This is a genomic window from Vibrio sp. 10N.286.51.C3, assembly GCF_003050065.1.
In the GTDB taxonomy this organism is placed as follows: domain Bacteria; phylum Pseudomonadota; class Gammaproteobacteria; order Enterobacterales; family Vibrionaceae; genus Vibrio; species Vibrio crassostreae.
Map to the genome: position 1 here is coordinate 120,738 of NZ_PIGC01000011.1, position 17,530 is coordinate 138,267.

The window sequence follows — 17,530 nt, forward strand, 5'->3', positions numbered from 1 at the left end:
TAGCAATCGCTAGTAAGGGCTTTTTTGTTGCTCTTAGGAGCAAATTGGAAGCACTTTGTACTCTTAAATGAGAAAAGACAGTAGCTCTTCGACTTTATGTGACAACAAAGCTTTATCTTTTTGGGTTTCAACATTGAGGCGTATCAATGGTTCTGTATTCGATTTTCTCAGATTGAAGCGCCATGTTCCCATATTCACACTGATACCATCGATGAAGTCTACCGCAACGGCGCCCTTTTTATAGTGTTCTAAAACAGAAGCTATAACTCGGTTGGGATCTGAAACTCTGCGATTTATCTCTCCGGAAGAGGGGAATTTAAGCATACTGGTACACGTCAATTGGTGAAGAGATTGTTGAGTCTTCGAAATTAGTTCGATAACCAGTAGCCAAGGAATCATGCCTGAATCACAATATCCAAAATCACGGAAATAATGGTGTGCGCTCATTTCACCACCGTACACTGCGTTGAGCTTTCGCATTTTCTCTTTGATCAAAGCATGCCCAGCTTTTACGCCAACAGCGTTTCCACCTAGTCTTTCTGCAACCTCTATTGTATTCCATGTCATGCGCATGTCGTGTAGTACAGTCGCATTGGAGTCTTTCAGCAAGAAGGCTTCGGTTAGCAGGCCGACGATGTAGTAACCCTCAATGTAATTGCCTTTTTCATCGAAGAAAAAACAACGATCAAAATCTCCATCCCATGCGATACCAAGGTCGGCGGAATGAGCTAGCACAGCATCTCGTGTCGCAATCTGGTTTTCTTTGATTAAGGGGTTTGGAATACCATTAGGGAATTTCCCATCAGGAGTGTGATGAACCTTGATGAAAGAGATAGGAACATTCAGTTCGTTAAACCTCTCCTCTAACGCGTCAATGACATGCCCTGCAACACCGTTCCCAGCATTAACCACAATCTTCATCGGTGACAGCTTTGATGGGGTTATATACGAGAGTAGGTGCTCGACGTACGGAGCAAGAATATTGGCCTTTCTGCAAGAATCAGAAGGTAGCACTCTACTGATAGTTATACCGTTTTTCAGCTCTTGACCCAGAACTTCAATACGCTGTTTGATTGTATCTAAACCACTGTTTTTACTAATCGGACTCGCATCTGCACCGACTAATTTCATTCCGTTGTAATTGATTGGATTGTGGCTTGCTGTAATTTGAATTCCGCCTATTGCTTGTAGGTGGCGAGTCGCAAAGTAAATCTCTTCAGTGCCTGTCATACCGAGATCGATCACGCTTATGCCAGACTCGTTTAAGCCTTTGGTGATAGCTTTTTGTAATGAAAGGGACGTTTCGCGGTTATCACGGCCAATCACTACCTGAGCTGAGTCGTAGAGTGACGTTTCAGTTGAAGCACAAAGTACGTGTTCGCCAAATGCTTTTCCAAACAGAAAGGCGAAATGTTCATTGATTTGTTGACCAATGATGCCGCGGATATCGTTATTCTTAAAGCAGCTCAAGTCTAATGGTGATTTCATCGATTTCATCGATTTGTCGCTGCTTTAGTTCGATTTGATGATTTGAGATGAGTCAGGTTGTTCGCATTTCACGTCTCGCCCATAACTGTCTTGATATCGAATGATGTCGCCTTCGCTCAAATGGCTGCCGGTTTGTACCTCGATCATTTCGAGTGGCAGTTCGCCTGGGTTTTCTAAGCTATGAACATGTCCCAATGGAATGTAGGTGGATTGGTCTTCTTCGACTAGGTAAGTTTTCTCATCATTAGTCACCTTCGCGATGCCCGCTACGACAACCCAGTGTTCCGCTCTATGGTGATGCATTTGTAGCGATAACTTATGACCGGGTTTTACGGTGATACGTTTTACTTTGTCGCGTTTACCTAGGTCGATTACATCGTATTTACCCCAAGGTCTAAACACCTCACGGTGATGAACATGTTCTGTGCGACCAGCTTGGTTCAGCTGACTAACAATCGATTTTATGCCTTGAACTTTGTCTTTATTCGCAACCAATATAGCGTCTTTGGTTTCGACAATAATCAGGTTTTCGACACCCACAGTCGCAACCAATTTATTTTCGGCATGAATATAGTTGTGCTGAGAATCGACAGTTAACACATCGCCTTCAATCACGTTGTTGTGCTCGTCCTTATCACTGACATCCCAGATGGCAGACCATGAACCAATATCATTCCAACCAACATCCATAGGAATTACTGCAGCGTGTGACGTTTTTTCCATCACGGCATAGTCGATAGAGTCACTCGGACTGCTTTTGAATGCTTCGGCGTCAATACGGATAAAGTCGAGGTCGGTGTTTTGTGTCGCGAGAGCGAGTTTACAGGCCGCTAAGATCTCTGGACGATGTTCAGCAAGTTCTTCAAGGTAGCGTGATGCTCTAAACATGAACATGCCGCTGTTCCAGAGGTGCTGTCCTGAACTAATGTATTTCTCTGCGGTGGCTAGGTCAGGTTTTTCAACGAAACATTCAATGGCAAAAGCATGGTGGGAGAGTGGCTTTCCTTGTTTGATATAACCATAGCCAGTTTCTGGAGCGTTGGGAGTAATACCAAATGTGACCAGTTTGCCTTGTTTCGCGTATTCGACACCCCTCGCTACCGTTTGCTGAAATTCGGTCGTTTTGGCGATGTGATGATCGGCTGCCAGTACCAATAATATTGGGTCTGACTTGTTCTGTTGGTTGCTGTTCGAGTGACTTAAGGCCTGTAAGGCTGCAAGTGCGATGGCGGGCGCTGTGTTTCGACCTACAGGCTCTAACAGAATACCACCGTGTTGGTTATTAGCCGATCGAGCTTGCTCTGCAGCGATAAAGCGGTGTTCTTCGTTACAGATGATGAAGGGAGCGGCACACTCGGTATCACTTAAGTGCGCTTCAAGGCCTTGCAAACGCAAAAGGGTTTGCTGAAGCATAGATTGCTCATCTGCGATGTTGAGGAACTGCTTAGGGTAAAGCTCGCGAGACAGTGGCCAGAGGCGGCTACCAGAGCCGCCGGCTAGAATGACAGGTAAAATCATATCGTGGTAATTGGGTGCCTTAAAATACTGGCGTCATGTTACCACGCTTCACCGTTATTATTTATCGATAAAAAATTTACTTATCGATGACCCCCTGGATTGGAAATGACTATGTCTTGAGCTTCGCTAAAACCTTGCGGGTCGATTTTAAGTGTTTGCGTTGGGAAGGCGATATCCGCATTATGTTTGTGAATAATTGCTAGCACCTGCAGTAGCACATCCTGCTTAACTTCATGGTATCTCACCCAGTTGACGGTCTTAGTGAAGGTGTAGATAAAGAAATTAAGTGTTGATGGCCCAAACTTGTCAAAGTTAACCATCAACGTCTGTTTGGCATCGATATCAGGGTGCGTTTCAAGCATGGCTTTTACGTCATCCACAATAGCAGCTAACTTGCTCGCGTCTTGGTAACGAAGCCCAAAGGTTTCATTGATTCGGCGGTTCAGCATTCTTGATGGGTTCTCTACCACAATGTTACTGAAAACCGAGTTTGGCACGTACAAAGGGCGTTTATCGAAGGTGCGGATGATGGTCATGCGCCAACCAATACGTTCGACAGTACCTTCGATTTGACGATCGGGAGAGCGAATCCAATCACCGACTTTAAAAGGTCGGTCGAAGTAGATCATCATGCCACCAAAGAAGTTCGAGAGTAGATCTTTTGCTGCCAAACCGACAATCAAACCACCCACACCACCAAAGGTCAGAAGGCCAGACAGGCTGAGTCCAAACGCTTGCATGACTGTCAGGCCGCCCATGACCATAAAGAACAGGCGAGCGACTTTCGCGATAGCTTGTACTGTGGTTTCGTCTCTGGTTTTTTGCTCTAAGACATATGCTTCAGTGTTGGTGATCATTCGTAAGGTAAACCAAACGAAGGTACATATGATCAAAATGTGTTTTAACGTTTTTAACCAGTTGATTTCGTTACCAAACTGGTCTTGGAGGATCAGCCCGATAGAGACCGTGGCTGGCCAACACCAAAGTAACGTACTGACTGGGGTTTTCAGTGCTTCTAGTAGCAGATCATCCCAGTGGAAAGGGGTTTTCTGAACCAGAATTTCTAAGCGATTGTGGACAATTCGCCAAGCTACCCAAGCAAGAAAACTCGCAATAGTGATGAATAAGACACTGTTCGCCCAATCACTATGGCTCTGGTTAATGTAGGTTTGTACTTGGGTTAAGAATTCATTCATTGTGTGTGCTGCCGCAGAAATTATGAATTGGAAATTAGCAGAAACTGGAGTTGTTCTCTACCTTTATAAATCAAGCGATTATGACACTAGTATAACCTTATTATTGAAAAACTAACTTTTTTTGAGATAGAAACTAATGTAGGTTTGGCTATCCCGTGTAATTAAAATTTCTCAACAGGATTTCAAATGAGCGACAAACAATATGCAGTTATCGGTTTAGGGCGTTTTGGGTTATCTGTATGCAAAGAGCTGCAAAGTTCAGGGGCGCAGGTACTAGCCGTCGATATTGATGAAGAGCGAGTGAAAGAAGCCGCGGCTTTTGTTTCACAAGCGATTGTTGCTAACTGTACGAGCGAAGAAACGGTAAAAGAGTTAAGGCTAGACGATTATGACATGGTGATGGTGTCGATTGGCTCTGATGTTAACTCGAGCATTCTAACCACTTTGGTGGTGAAAGAGTCAGGCGCAAAAGCCGTCTGGGTGAAGGCGAACGATAAGTTCCACGGTAAGATCCTCTCTAAGATTGGTGCTGACCATATCATCATGCCAGAGCGCGATATGGGTATTCGTGTTGCGCGCAAGATGTTAGATAGACGCGTTCTTGAGTTTATCGACCTAGGCAGTGGTTTAGCGATGACCGAAATTGTTATCGGTGCCAAGTTGTTGGGTAAACAACTTAGCGAACTCAAGCTGTGCAAAGAGATTGGCGTTGAAGTTCTTGGCTTCAAGCGTGGCCCAAACTTAACCAAAGCACCGGAACTGGATGTGAGTTTAGAAATCGGTGATGTAGTGATCATTGCAGGGCCGAAAGAGACCTTGTCTAGAAAATTACGTAATTGGTAACCGGCAATGGGTTATAAGGTAATAGTATGAATTCGTTAGAACGAAAAGGTACTTTCTACACGCTTAAGAGAGATGAAAAGCCACGTAAAGGCTCTGAACCTAAGATTATTCTGACTAGTTTCTTAGGTGTTCTTATCCCTTCGGCCATACTTCTGACGATGCCTGTTTTTTCTGTTACAGGACTTAGCTTTACAGATGCGTTGTTTACCGCGACTTCCGCGATCAGTGTGACAGGTTTGGGTGTAGTCGATACGGGTGAGCACTTCACTTTGGCTGGAAAAATCTTGCTGATGTTCTTGATGCAAGTGGGCGGGTTAGGGCAGATGACCCTATCTGCGGTACTGCTCTACATGTTTGGTGTTCGCTTAAGCCTGAAGCAACAAGCATTAGCCAAGGAAGCATTGGGTCAAGATCGTAAGATCAATCTTCGAAAACTGGTCAAGAAGATCATTATCTTTGCGCTAGTGGCTGAATTTATTGGTTTTGTATTACTCTGTTTCCGATGGGTTCCTGAGATGGGATGGTCAACCGGAAGTTTTTACGCACTTTTTCATGCGATATCAGCCTTCAATAACGCAGGCTTTGCTCTGTTTTCAGACAGTATGATGAGCTTTGTTGACGACCCATTAGTGATCTTTACGCTCGCGGCTCTGTTCATTTTTGGTGGTTTAGGCTTCACGGTAGTAGGTGACCTATCAAGCAATTGGCGTAAAGGTTTCAGACATCTACATTTACACACCAAGATAATGCTGACCGCAACACCGACTCTATTATTAGTGGGTACGGTATTGTTCTGGCTGTTGGAGCGAAACAACTCCGCGACCATGGAAGGGCTATCGACACAAGGTCAGTGGCTAGCGGCATTTTTCCAATCGGCAAGTGCTCGTACTGCTGGCTTTAACAGTGTGGATTTATCTCAATACACACAGCCTGCTTTATTGGTGATGATCGTGTTGATGTTGATTGGTGCTGGCTCTACCTCAACAGGTGGCGGTATTAAGGTATCAACATTTGCGGTTGCATTTGTAGCGACTTGGACGTTCTTACGTCAGAAAAAACATGTAGTGATGTTTAAGCGCACTGTAACTTGGCAAGCAGTAACAAAGTCATTGGCCATTATTGTGGTAAGTGGGGCGTTATTAACCACTGCGATGTTTCTGTTAATGCTTACTGAAAAGGCAGCGTTTGATCGAGTCATGTTTGAGGTGATTTCAGCCTTTGCAACGGTAGGGTTGACGGCAGGGTTAACTGCGAACCTAACTGAGCCTGGCAAATACATCATGATTGTTGTGATGGTTATTGGACGTATCGGTCCTTTGACTTTGGCGTACATGTTGGCTCGCCCTGAACCTTCATTACTCAAGTATCCAGAAGATACAGTTCTAACTGGCTAGGGAGTAGTGCTCTTGTTTGTGAACTAGAAAAAGTAAAGCCAGCGATATGCTGGCTTTGTTGTCGTAGGCTGACCGTTAATTGATGAATGCTTAGCCCTCAAACATCTCAACGTATTCTTCGTAGCCTTCTTCCGCTAATTTATCCGCAGGGATAAAGCGCATTGCGGCTGAGTTCATGCAGTAACGTAAACCTGTAGGTTTAGGGCCATCTTTAAATACATGACCTAGATGAGAATCACCAAATTTACTGCGGACCTCGGTTCTTGGGTAAAGCAACTTGTAGTCGGTAGTGGTTACGACATAAGCCTCACTGATTGGTTGCGTGAAGCTCGGCCAACCTGTACCTGATTTGTATTTGTCTTTTGAAGAGAACAACGGCTCACCAGTAACGATGTCGACGTAGATACCTTCCTGTTTGTTATCCCAGTATTTGTTATCAAACGGGCGTTCTGTCGCGTCATCTTGCGTTACATCGTACTGAAGTGCCGTTAGCTTGGCTTTGATCTCCGCGTCAGACGGCTTAACGTAGGTTTTAGCATTGGCTGTCGCATTCTTACCATCGATGATCTGACGGAGTGTTTGTGGGTTGTCCTTTCTATCGTCCCCGAAGATTTTATCTAAGTACTGGTCACGACCTGATGCGTAGCGGTAGTAGTTATAACGAACTTTACTCTTCTTGTAATAGTCTTGGTGATAGTCTTCCGCTGGCCAGAATTTTTCAAATTCAATCAGTTCTGTTTTTAGTGGTTCACCAAAAATATTAGCTTTGTCGATCTCCATCATGAAGTTCTGAGCAACATCTTTTTGTGCTTGGTTATGATAGAAAATAGCTGGTCGATATTGAGGACCTCGGTCTACAAATGAACCTTTGTCATCGGTTGGGTCGATGTGTCTGAAGAATTGGTCAAGAACCTGTTCATAGCTAACAACATCAGGGTTGTAAGTCACGTTGATCACTTCGATGTGACCAGACTTGCCTGAGGATACTTGTTTGTAGGTTGGGTTTTCTAGTTTACCACCAGAGTACCCAGAGATAACGTCAGTGACGCCTGTCAGCTTTTCTAGGTCGGATTCTGTACACCAAAAACAACCACCAGCCAGTGTCGCGATTTCACTTTTACCTGAATTAGCTGTTTTATCCATTGTATTGGCAGTGCCAGTCTGGCTTACAAACAGCGAAATCAGTGGTAGCGCAACCACGAGTGATACCAATATTTTAGATAATTTATTCATAGATACCTCATCTTGACGTTCTTCTCATTCGATTTTGAATGTACGAATAGAGACAGGTTTTAGATGGAAAAAATTGCATCATTCATGAAAAAAATATGTCATCGAGAAAATCTTGCTCATAAATGCCGCCAGTAGTAGGGTGTCGGTACTAACAATAAATAATAGACAGTGATGGCGGTTATCGGTCATCTAAGGAACTGTATGCAAGCAGAAGTTAAATGGGTCGAAGGCTTTAAATTCCTAGGTCAATCTCAATCTGGCCACTCTGTAGTAATGGATGGCAGTGGCGGTGCTACCGCGCCAAGCCCAATGGAAATGGTCCTTATGGCCGCTGGTGGTTGTAGCTCTGTTGATGTCGTAGATGGTTTGAAATCTGAAGGCCAGAACATCACAGGCTGTAATGCCAAACTTGAAACGACACGTCGTGAAACAGCACCAAAAATCTTTACTGTGATTAACATTCACTTTGAAGTATCGGGTGACAACCTTGATCCTGAGTTAGTTGCAAAAGTATGTGCTGACTCGCTAGAAAAATACTGTTCAGTATGTCTAATGCTAGGTGCTGGCGTAGAAATGACGCACAGCTGGGAAATCGTTTAGTTTTCGGATTGTACAGCTTGACTTTGGGCCGTTACTTTACGGCTTAAGGCTTATTAGAAAGACAGATAAAGAAAAGGGCGGAGCACTTTGAGTGCTCCGCCCTTATTATTTCGGCTAAGGTAGAGTGCTGTTATTCAGCCGTTTCTACGATAACTTCTTCAACTTGTACTTCTTCTTGGTATTCGAAACCAGGGATCGTTGCGTCGACACGACGGTTTTGAGCACGACCTTCAGCTGTATCATTTGATGCAACTGGGTTCTCTTCACCTTCACCTGTAGCAGTGATACGCTCAGCTTCGATACCTTGATCTTCGATGTGTGCAGCAACTGCAGCAGCACGTTTCTTAGAGATCATCATGTTGTATTCAGCAGCGCCTGTTGAGTCAGTGTGACCAACAACAACAACAGTCGATTGAGGGTGAGCTTTAAGAACTTCAACTAGAGGTTGTAGTGCAATCTTGCCGTCTGTAGACAGCTCAGTACTGTTTGTCGCGAACATTTCTTGAGAGTAGCTCTCTGTTTGCGCTTTAGTCACAACAACAGTACTTTTCTCTTCAACAACAACTGCAGGCTCTGTGATTGGCTCAGATGGAGCTTGAGTCACAGCTACCGCAGAAGCTGCTGCTGCCGCCGCTGATGCAGTTGTGTTACCAGTACCGAAGTTGTAGCTAACACCAACAGACAGTAGGTTCGAGTTTAGGTCTTGAACGTAGTTATCGTCGAAGTCATCAAAGTATTGGTATTCAACACGTAGTGCCCAATCAGAAGAAAGCTGCTTCTCTACACCGATACCAGCAGAAAGTACAACGTCATCTTCGCCACCATGAGAGATGTAAGCAGGACCTGCTTTGAAGAATACGTCAAATTCTTGTTGTACTGGTAGGCGGTACATCGGCGTTAGTGAGATTGCGATTAGCGGATCGCTGAACGCAGCTGTTGTGCCGTTCTTTGAAAAGCTTGTCTTGTAATCACCAAGGAAGTCAGAGCTTAGCTCAATACCAAACTTGTCATTAAAATTGTAGCCAGAGTAGATGCCAGCACCGATTGCATCATCATCACATTTTTCACCGCTTACACATGCGCTATCTAGCCAGCCCACGCCCACTTTTGCACCAACATAAGTTGTAGCAGCGATAGAAGGCGCTGCTGCTAGGCCTGAAGCGGCAACAACAGCACACATGATTTTCGACAGTTTTTTCATAATCTTATCCTTGGATTAACTCTTATTGTTATCTGAACTTACCAGTAAAACGATCACTTATTGGGTAACGACACTGCTTATAACAAGTAATTCAAAGTGTTGGTTCAGCTCAATCTATCTTGTATCAGTAATTATATTGTTAATCTGATTGCGTATCGCAGTCAATGAAATTGTTAAAAATTATATATTTAAGGTGCTATTTACAGAGGTTTTTGTCAATTAATTGTTGTCTCAAATATTGGAAACAAAGAAACCTCGTATCATTTTTAGGTGATACGAGGTTTCTTTTTATGTGTGCGGATTATTGGGCTATAGGCCCTGATTTGCGGAAGTTACAGGAGTTATGGGCGCTCTCCGGCTAACAAACGTTTTTCAATGTCTGCAATGACACCTGGTAGGTCTGCAATGGTATCGATTAGGTAGTGTGGGTTCGATTTGTTTAGCTTAACGCTCGCTTTTTCACGTGCAGCCGCAAGTGTTGTCTCGTCTGCATTTAAATATTCTTGATACGTTAAGCCTGCTTCGTTCCCCGATAATACAAGTCCAACCGTCCACATGCCTGCGTTGTGACCTTCATCGATCCCCGGTGCTGCATCGTCTACTTTTACACACGCAGCAACGCTAGTTACACCTAGGTCGATTACGTTTTTCAGTGCCATAAATGGAGCAGGGCGACCACCTTGAGGTAAGTCATCGGTCGCTACCACGTTATCTGGTCGGTAACCGTAATCTGCAGCAGCAGGAATTAAAACATCCATCACTTCACGCGGGTAACCAGAACATGAACCGATTTTTACGTTCTTCTCTTTTAGGTTATTCACCACTTCAATCGCGTTTAAAATTGGCGCTGCGTGGTCAGCTACTTTCGCTTTTTGAAGAGGCATAAACGCCGCATAGATTGCATCAACGTCTTCACTGGTCATCGAGCGCCCGAACTGAGCATTCCAACGAGCATCAACAGCAGGGATTCGACCCACCGCTTGAATGTGATCCCATTTACCGATACCCATAGGTTCACGAGCTTCTGCTAAGTCGATGTCAAAGTCGAAACCTTGTCTGAATGCTTCCACGAAAATGCTGGTTGGAGCAAATGATCCAAAATCAACGATAGTGCCAGCCCAGTCAAAGATAACCGCTTGGATAGGTGATGTCGTGTTCATAATAGTGTCCTATTTTTGTGTCACTCCCAGTTCAAACTCCTGGCAGGACGAATGATTGTTTTAGCTTATTGGTTTAAGTGTTGATTTAAATAATGAATTAAAGGTATTCAAAATCTTCGCAGACTTTGGCTATCGCTTTTTCGAATACAGACAGAGCGACTTCTAGTTCGCTGCGGCTGATGATCAATGGTGGGCTCAACTGAATCACGTTACCTTGTGACACCTTAAAGCTCAGGCCATCGTTCAGGCATTGGTAAAGTACGGCTTCTGCTTCATCGAACGCTCTGGTTTTGGTGATATGGTCGGTGACCAACTCAACGCCCCATAGCAGCCCGATGCCGCGCACGTCACCAATGACTGGGTATTTCTCTTTCATTTGAAGCAGCTGTTCACGCACGAATACGCTGTCTGCTTGCACTTTTTCAAGTAGATTTTCTTGCTCAATCACTTCCATCGTAGCCAGTGCCGCCGCGCAACCGATAGGGCTTTTCTCATGTGTGTAATGACCAAGTGAGACTTGCGCTGCTGTGTTGTATTTGTCTTTAGTGACCATGGCTGCAATTGGAACCAAGCCGCCGCCAAAGCCTTTACCGATACATAGGATGTCAGGCTCGATATCAAACGCTTGGTGTGTGAACCATTCACCGCTACGACCCATGCCATTTGGGATATCATCAATGATCAACATGACATTGTGCTTGTCGCAGATCTCACGGATTCGTTTCCAATAAGCCTTGCTTGGCACTTGAACGTCTGTGTTACGCACTGCTTCAGCAATGAAGGCACCAATGCCACCTTCTTTTTCAATCACGTACTCAAGGTAATCGGCATAGTGCACATCACATGCAGTCTCATTGTTATCGCCTGCGCTTTGCCCGTGAAGCGATAAAGAGCCATTAAGGGGGAAAGCACCACGATAAGAGACTGCTGGTGGGATACGTTCTACGCCAGCCATTAACGGCCCCATACCTTCGCGGAAACAGGCTTCACCACCCACTGAAATTGCATCCAGCGACGCACCATGGAAGGAATCCCACAATGAAACGACTTTGAAGTTGTTGGTGACATGTCGAGCCAGTTTCAGTGCCATACCGATAACCGATGTACCACCTGGCGCAAACAACACGCGATTCAAATCACCACCGCAGATCTGTGTGAGTTTTTCAGCGCACTGAACGGCAGTCTCATTGGTGAATCGACGTGGTGAAAACGGCAATGACGCCATTTGCTGAGTCACTTTATTAATAATATGTGGGTGGCCATAACCTAATTGGTGAACATTATTACCGTGAAAGTCCATGTACTTCTTGCCCGTCGCATCTTGAATGTAGATTCCTTCAGCGGTTTCAAGCGTGTCTAGGCAAGGTGTTGACATGGCTTGATGAAGAAACACGTCAGAGTCACGCTTTAACATTGCTTGAGTCGCATCATCGTTTAGCGATTCGTTCCATTTTTCGCGTGCTGGCGTAGTGTTCACATCGCCTTCGCTTCGAAAGTGTGTGGCCTTTAGAATCGGCTCTTGATTGGTCGTCGTCATTATTTGATGTCCCAGTATATAGCGTTTTCTATAGCGCCAATGAGAGCTTCAATGTCTGACGGATACACTTCACCGATGTTACCGATTCGGAAGCAGTCGGCGTTTGAAACCTTGCCCGGGTAAATCACAAACCCTTGTTCTTTCAAACGGTCATAGAACTCCTTGAATTGGTAATCGCTATGAGTTGGAGAATAGAAAGAGGTGATGATCGGTGAATGAAGGTCATCATTTAACAGAGGTTCAAAACCTAGAGAGCGCATGCCAGCAACCAATGTGGTTTGATTGGTTTGGTAACGATTATGGCGAGCTTCAATGCCACCTTCCTGTTCCAGTTCAAGCAGGGCTTGGTAGAAAGCACGCACTGTGTGAGTTGGGGAAGTGAAGCGCCATTTACCGTGGTTGCTTTCCATGCAGTGCCATTGGTCAAACAGATCAAGGCTTAATGAGCGAGCTTGGCCTTTACACTTTTCCAATTCCGATTGCTTGGCAATAACAAAGCCGAACCCCGGTACACCTTGAATACACTTGTTTGCCGAGCTGATCATGTAATCGATACCTAAGTCAGCAATATCCATAGGAATACCGCCAAAACTCGACATAGCATCAAGAATGACGGTTTTGTTGTGCTGCTTTGCCAATTTGGCAATGTCTTCAATCGGGTTCAGCATGCCCGTTGTGGTTTCACAGTGCACAATTGCCACATGAGTAATATCTGAATCCATGGCCAATGCCGTTTCCATTTCGTTCAAGTCAGGCTGTGATGTTTCACCTGGGGAAACGACATGGCATGGAATGTTCAAATATTCTGCGATTTGAGCGATACGAGCACCATACGCACCGTTATCAACAACAAGAAGCTTACCGCTGTCAGAGATAGCACTACCAATCGTAGCTTCAACTGAAGCGGTGCCGCTACCTTGCATTAATACACTTGTGTATCCCGCTTGCTTAGTCGCCAAAGTCACTAGCTTGCTACGAATCACTTCAACAACGTCTTTGTTGTATTCATCATCCCAAGTACACCAATCTTTTAGCATCGCTTGGCGAACGGTTTCAGACGTAGATAGAGGACCCGGTGTCAGTAGTAAGTATTCGTTTCTCATGTTCAATTCTCGTGATGTTCATTTTGGACTATACCAGTATTTGCAGTTACTTTAACAACCAATTTGAAGGATCGTAAATAGCCCAAACATCATTTTCACAAAAGCTTCATATTAAGATTGGTCACTTGTGTTGAGAAATTTCCCGATCTTTAAACTGCCATTTTTTGTTCATTTAACCGTCACAAAAGTTGATTAGGTTAATATTCGAAATCTGGTACATACCAATACAAAGGTGTGTTCTAACAACCTAAATGAATTTATGGATATAGAAGCCTCTAGATGGAGCTTCTAGTTTTAACAACTTTAACTTTGGCAATTTTTAATTTTGGCAACTTCTCACTTTAGAGTTGGCCTGACTGGAGAAAATGATGAAAAACCGTTTTATGAAAGGATCACTTGCAGCATTAGTTACTCTATTAGCTGGTAATGCTTATGCAGCACAGGAAGTGACGGTTTACACCGCTTTTGAAACTGACATTTTAGCGAAATACAAAAACGCATTTGAAAGTGAAAACCCAGACATCAACATCAAATGGGTACGTGATTCAACTGGAATCATGACGGCAAAATTATTAGCTGAGAAAAACAATCCTCGTGCAGAAGTGGTATGGGGCCTTGCGGGTTCTTCAATGGCTCTACTTAAAGAGGAGGGTATTCTTAAGCCTTACACTCCTCAAGGTGTAGAAGCGCTGCGTTCAAACCTCAACGATCCGCAATCTACTCAAGCTTGGTATGGCAATGACGCCTTCTTCAATGCGGTTTGTTTCAACGAAGTAGTTGCTAAGCAATTGAACCTACCTGCACCTAAATCTTGGGATGACCTAACGAAGCCTATCTACAAAGGCCACATTGCAATGCCAAACCCAGCGTCTTCTGGTACGGGCTACATGCAGGTTTCGGCTTGGTTACAAAACATGGGTGAAGACCAAGGTTGGAACTACATGCAGAAGCTAGATCAAAACATTGCTCATTACACGCACTCTGGTTCTAAGCCATGTGTTCAAGCGGGCATGGGTGAAGTGGCTATCGGTATTTCTATGGCGAGCCGCGGCGCGAAGCTGAAGACTCAAGGCGCGCCACTTTCTGTGATTACACCGGAAGGTATCGGTTGGGAATCTGAAGCGGTAGGTCTTGTTAAGCCTTCAGGTGCAGCACAACGTGTTATCGATTGGTCTATCTCTAAAGCAGCGAATGAACTTTACATCGAAATGTATCCAGTTGTTGGCCACCAAGATGTCACAGGTAAAGCAGAAAACTTCCCGAACGTAGAGAAGAACATGGCAAAAATGGACTTCGCTAGTATGGGCAGCGAACGTGCAGATGTTCTGAAAACATGGTCTGAGAAGTTTGACGCTAAATCAGAGCCAAAATCCTAATCTGACGAACTATTCAGTTCATTAGAAGTTAGCAATCAGTAAAGGAAGGCTTCGGTCTTCCTTTTTTAGTTTACGCCTTTAGGTTTTAAGTAAGGTACAACAAATGACAAAACACTATTCATATTGGTTCAAACAAGCATTGGAACAAGAATTTGGCAGCATCGACGCAGGGCTAATATCGGCTAAGCGGCTCCAAAAAGACGTCAACTGTGATATCGCCATTGTTGGCGGTGGCTATACGGGTTTATGGACGGCGATTTTAATCAAACAACAGCAAACCGAAAAACATGTTGTCGTGATTGAAAAAGGTTTATGTGGTAGCGGTGCTTCTGGTGCGAACGGCGGTTGCATGCTGACGTGGTCGACTAAGTATCCGACGCTGAAAAAGCTCTACGGAAAAGAACAAGCGAAATGGTTGGTTAAGGAATCGGAAAAGGTTATATACGAGATCGAAGCCTTCTGTAACGAACACAAGATTGACGCGCATCTATATCGAAGCGGTACTTACTACACGGCGACCAATGAAGCGCAAAAGGGTGGAATGGAGCCTGTTGTTAATGAGCTGGTTAAGCAGGGCATCAATAGCTGGAAGAAGTGCGATAACTCTTTGGCTGAGAAAGCGGGGTCTGATCGCCACATTGAGGGTTACTACTCAGAAGCTGCGGGTAGTGTGCAGCCAGCGTTATTGGCGAGAGGTTTACGCCGCGTCGCTCTCGAACTGGGTGTCGAAATTTACGAAAATACAGAGATGACTTCTCTTGATTACGGCTCACCAGTTCGCGTCCAAACTAAGGGTGGGACGTTAACTTCCGATAAAGTGATCTTAGCGGTCAATGCATGGATGCTCGATCACTTTAAAGAGTTCAAACGCAGCATAGTGGTTGTTTCTTCAGATATGGTGGTGACCAAGCCTATTCCTGAAAAGCTCAAGCAGTTTGGTCCAGAGAAAGGGGCAGCGGTGGTGGATTCTCGAATCTTTGTTCACTACTACCGAGACACTGAAGATGGACGACTCATGTTAGGCAAAGGTGGCAACAAATTCTCGTTTGCCAATCAAGTCGAAAGCATGTTCAACCAAACCACTAACTACTTGCCGATTCTCAATCAATCCTTTCGAAAACTGTTCCCTAAATTGGAGCAAAGTGAATTCGATTACAACTGGTCTGGCGGCTCAGATCGTTCGGTCACAGGTTTGCCATTTTTCGGTAATCTAAAAGGCCAAAGTAATATTTATTATGGGCTTGGTTACTCAGGTAATGGTGTTGCTCAAACTCGCATGGGAGGCAAAATTTTGTCTTCAATGGTACTCGATATCGACAATGCTTGGACACGAAGCGGTTTAACTAAAGGCCCATTAGGACACTTCCCGCCAGAGCCATTCCGTTGGGTAGGTGCGATGATGGTTCGTGATGCGGTACGAAGAAAAGAGAACGCGGAAGATTCGGGTAGCACGCCATTGTGGCTAGATAAACAGTTATCCAAACTTGCAGGTGCGGCGGGCAAAGCCGACAAGGTTGAATCATAGATTAATCTAGCGTTTAAATTAGAAGTTTACATTTAGGCTCTCAGTGATTTATGGGCAAGTCATTGAGGGCTTTCAACATTGAACCAACTGTTAATGCTGAACAAATAGCAATCTTTAATGCTTATTATATCTGCAATATAACTGTCATTTAGCTTCTATAAATTTGTCACTTAACTGCAATGTTCTCAGTTTAAATTTGGTATATACCATATAGAGAGTGCTGTAGTATGAGCAACCAAACTTATTTGAATATTGAAAACGTTGTAAAGCAATTTGGCCAATTCACAGCGTTAAAAGACATTTCCCTATCGATAGATAAAGGCGAGTTCGTCTGCTTCCTTGGCCCATCTGGCTGTGGAAAAACCACCTTATTACGTGCGATTGCAGGTTTAGATTTACCTACTTCAGGTTCTATTGAGCAGAACGGTAAGGATACGACCTTCTTACCACCAGAAAAGCGCGACTTTGGCATTGTGTTCCAGTCTTACGCTTTGTTCCCGAACCTTACTGTGGAAGAAAACATTGCGATTGGCCTTAAAAACCAAGGCATGTCGACCAAAGAAGCTCTTGAGACGGTTGAGTCTTGGTTAGAGACCATCGGCTTACCGACGTCTGGTCAGAAATTCCCAAATCAATTGTCTGGTGGGCAGCAGCAGCGTGTGGCTTTGGCTCGTGCTTTGGCTTTGTCTCCAGGTTTGCTACTCCTTGATGAGCCGCTTTCTGCATTGGATGCAAAAGTAAGAACACACCTGCGCGACGAGATCTGTCAATTGCAGCGTAAATTGGGCATCACCACGATTATGGTGACGCACGATCAAGATGAAGCTTTGACCATGGCTGACCGCATTGTGGTAATGAATCACGGTATTATCGAGCAAGTGGGCGCTCCACAAGAGATCTACCAAAAACCCGTCAGTCGTTTCGTGGCTGAGTTTGTCGGCAGTATGAACTTTATTCAAGCTTCTGTAGCAGCTCAAGGCAAGATGCGTATTGCTGAGTCTATGTTGCCATTGCCTGGGTTAGACAACCTGACACCAAAGCAGGGTGATATGTTTGATATCGCGGTTCGTCCTGAGCAAATCCAGTTTGTTGATCGTTTTAGTGAATCCTTGCCAGTGAGAATCGTATCAAGCGAATTCTTAGGGGCGTTTTATCGCGTGGAGTGCGAGTTGCAACATGACTCAACGGCGAAAGAGATCATCGTGGATGTACCCGTCAAAGAGTTCAACCGATTGAAGCTGCGTCGCAGTGATATTCGTTACGTTGCATTCGATCAAGAAGGCCTGAGAGCTTACCCATCGAAAAGCTTGCAAGTGATGAAAGACGAGGCGGCGTAAACAATCATGGAATCGACTC

At 44.6% G+C, this 17,530-nt stretch carries 14 protein-coding genes; 6 read left to right on the top strand and 8 right to left on the bottom strand.

Annotated elements, in window-relative coordinates:
- Positions 1–63: 63 nt before the first annotated feature.
- The 3 genes from CWO27_RS13885 to CWO27_RS13895 all read right to left on the bottom strand — a co-directional run bounded on the left by CWO27_RS13885 (position 64) and on the right by CWO27_RS13895 (position 4,202).
- Complete coding sequence (locus CWO27_RS13885; protein WP_102530218.1) at positions 64–1,488, bottom strand: phosphomannomutase CpsG; 1,425 nt, start codon at positions 1,486–1,488, stop codon at positions 64–66.
- Between the two features lie 24 nt (positions 1,489–1,512).
- Positions 1,513–3,006 carry a mannose-1-phosphate guanylyltransferase/mannose-6-phosphate isomerase gene (locus CWO27_RS13890; protein ID WP_102431465.1) on the bottom strand — a complete coding sequence of 498 codons (1,494 nt, stop codon included), beginning with the start codon at positions 3,004–3,006 and terminating at the stop codon, positions 1,513–1,515.
- Between the two features lie 80 nt (positions 3,007–3,086).
- The gene (locus tag CWO27_RS13895; RefSeq protein ID WP_102431466.1) at positions 3,087–4,202 is read right to left on the bottom strand and encodes a mechanosensitive ion channel family protein; all 1,116 of its coding nucleotides are present in this window, start codon (positions 4,200–4,202) and stop codon (positions 3,087–3,089) included.
- Positions 4,203–4,388: 186 nt separating this feature from the next.
- Here CWO27_RS13895 and CWO27_RS13900 point away from each other — a divergent pair, with 186 nt between their 5' ends.
- Together CWO27_RS13900 and CWO27_RS13905 are read left to right on the top strand one after the other, a co-directional pair.
- Entirely contained in the window at positions 4,389–5,045 is a 657-nt protein-coding gene (locus CWO27_RS13900) for a potassium channel family protein (RefSeq protein WP_102431467.1), read from the top strand.
- A 26-nt stretch (positions 5,046–5,071) separates the two neighbouring features.
- Positions 5,072–6,439, top strand: a complete 1,368-nt coding sequence (locus CWO27_RS13905; RefSeq protein WP_102478778.1) for a TrkH family potassium uptake protein — start codon at positions 5,072–5,074, stop codon at positions 6,437–6,439.
- 90 nt (positions 6,440–6,529) lie between these two features.
- Here CWO27_RS13905 and msrB read toward each other — a convergent pair whose 3' ends face one another.
- Complete coding sequence (msrB, locus tag CWO27_RS13910) at positions 6,530–7,672, bottom strand: peptide-methionine (R)-S-oxide reductase MsrB (RefSeq protein ID WP_102431469.1); 1,143 nt, start codon at positions 7,670–7,672, stop codon at positions 6,530–6,532.
- Positions 7,673–7,873: 201 nt separating this feature from the next.
- Between msrB and CWO27_RS13915 the strand changes: the two genes are divergently transcribed.
- Entirely contained in the window at positions 7,874–8,272 is a 399-nt protein-coding gene (locus tag CWO27_RS13915) for an OsmC family protein (protein WP_102431470.1), read from the top strand.
- A 130-nt stretch (positions 8,273–8,402) separates the two neighbouring features.
- Here CWO27_RS13915 and CWO27_RS13920 read toward each other — a convergent pair whose 3' ends face one another.
- The 4 genes from CWO27_RS13920 to phnW all read right to left on the bottom strand — a co-directional run bounded on the left by CWO27_RS13920 (position 8,403) and on the right by phnW (position 13,273).
- Positions 8,403–9,473 (bottom strand): OmpA family protein, encoded by a 1,071-nt coding sequence (locus CWO27_RS13920; protein WP_102431471.1) that lies wholly within the window; start codon positions 9,471–9,473, stop codon positions 8,403–8,405.
- A gap of 341 nt (positions 9,474–9,814) precedes the next feature.
- A complete protein-coding gene (phnX, locus tag CWO27_RS13925) occupies positions 9,815–10,633 on the bottom strand; it encodes a phosphonoacetaldehyde hydrolase (protein ID WP_102431472.1) in 819 nt (272 codons plus the stop codon).
- A gap of 97 nt (positions 10,634–10,730) precedes the next feature.
- Complete coding sequence (locus tag CWO27_RS13930; protein ID WP_102431473.1) at positions 10,731–12,170, bottom strand: aspartate aminotransferase family protein; 1,440 nt, start codon at positions 12,168–12,170, stop codon at positions 10,731–10,733.
- The gene (gene phnW, locus CWO27_RS13935) at positions 12,170–13,273 is read right to left on the bottom strand and encodes a 2-aminoethylphosphonate--pyruvate transaminase (protein ID WP_102431474.1); all 1,104 of its coding nucleotides are present in this window, start codon (positions 13,271–13,273) and stop codon (positions 12,170–12,172) included. The genes CWO27_RS13930 and phnW overlap by 1 nt, the downstream gene beginning before the upstream one ends.
- A gap of 365 nt (positions 13,274–13,638) precedes the next feature.
- On the opposite strand from phnW, the gene CWO27_RS13940 reads away from it, so the two are divergent.
- The 3 genes from CWO27_RS13940 to CWO27_RS13950 all read left to right on the top strand — a co-directional run bounded on the left by CWO27_RS13940 (position 13,639) and on the right by CWO27_RS13950 (position 17,511).
- The gene (locus CWO27_RS13940; RefSeq protein WP_102431475.1) at positions 13,639–14,649 is read left to right on the top strand and encodes a putative 2-aminoethylphosphonate ABC transporter substrate-binding protein; all 1,011 of its coding nucleotides are present in this window, start codon (positions 13,639–13,641) and stop codon (positions 14,647–14,649) included.
- 103 nt (positions 14,650–14,752) lie between these two features.
- Entirely contained in the window at positions 14,753–16,174 is a 1,422-nt protein-coding gene (locus tag CWO27_RS13945; RefSeq protein ID WP_102431476.1) for an FAD-dependent oxidoreductase, read from the top strand.
- A gap of 227 nt (positions 16,175–16,401) precedes the next feature.
- The gene (locus CWO27_RS13950; RefSeq protein ID WP_019820426.1) at positions 16,402–17,511 is read left to right on the top strand and encodes a putative 2-aminoethylphosphonate ABC transporter ATP-binding protein; all 1,110 of its coding nucleotides are present in this window, start codon (positions 16,402–16,404) and stop codon (positions 17,509–17,511) included.
- The last annotated feature ends 19 nt before the right edge of the window (positions 17,512–17,530 follow it).

Coding starts and splice junctions, on each gene's coding strand:
- CWO27_RS13885 (WP_102530218.1), bottom strand. CDS start 1,488: ATGAAATCACCATTAGACTTGAGCTGCTTTAAGAATAACGATATCCGC.
- CWO27_RS13890 (WP_102431465.1), bottom strand. CDS start 3,006: ATGATTTTACCTGTCATTCTAGCCGGCGGCTCTGGTAGCCGCCTCTGG.
- CWO27_RS13895 (WP_102431466.1), bottom strand. CDS start 4,202: ATGAATGAATTCTTAACCCAAGTACAAACCTACATTAACCAGAGCCAT.
- CWO27_RS13900 (WP_102431467.1), top strand. CDS start 4,389: ATGAGCGACAAACAATATGCAGTTATCGGTTTAGGGCGTTTTGGGTTA.
- CWO27_RS13905 (WP_102478778.1), top strand. CDS start 5,072: ATGAATTCGTTAGAACGAAAAGGTACTTTCTACACGCTTAAGAGAGAT.
- msrB (WP_102431469.1), bottom strand. CDS start 7,672: ATGAATAAATTATCTAAAATATTGGTATCACTCGTGGTTGCGCTACCA.
- CWO27_RS13915 (WP_102431470.1), top strand. CDS start 7,874: ATGCAAGCAGAAGTTAAATGGGTCGAAGGCTTTAAATTCCTAGGTCAA.
- CWO27_RS13920 (WP_102431471.1), bottom strand. CDS start 9,473: ATGAAAAAACTGTCGAAAATCATGTGTGCTGTTGTTGCCGCTTCAGGC.
- phnX (WP_102431472.1), bottom strand. CDS start 10,633: ATGAACACGACATCACCTATCCAAGCGGTTATCTTTGACTGGGCTGGC.
- CWO27_RS13930 (WP_102431473.1), bottom strand. CDS start 12,170: ATGACGACGACCAATCAAGAGCCGATTCTAAAGGCCACACACTTTCGA.
- phnW (WP_102431474.1), bottom strand. CDS start 13,273: ATGAGAAACGAATACTTACTACTGACACCGGGTCCTCTATCTACGTCT.
- CWO27_RS13940 (WP_102431475.1), top strand. CDS start 13,639: ATGATGAAAAACCGTTTTATGAAAGGATCACTTGCAGCATTAGTTACT.
- CWO27_RS13945 (WP_102431476.1), top strand. CDS start 14,753: ATGACAAAACACTATTCATATTGGTTCAAACAAGCATTGGAACAAGAA.
- CWO27_RS13950 (WP_019820426.1), top strand. CDS start 16,402: ATGAGCAACCAAACTTATTTGAATATTGAAAACGTTGTAAAGCAATTT.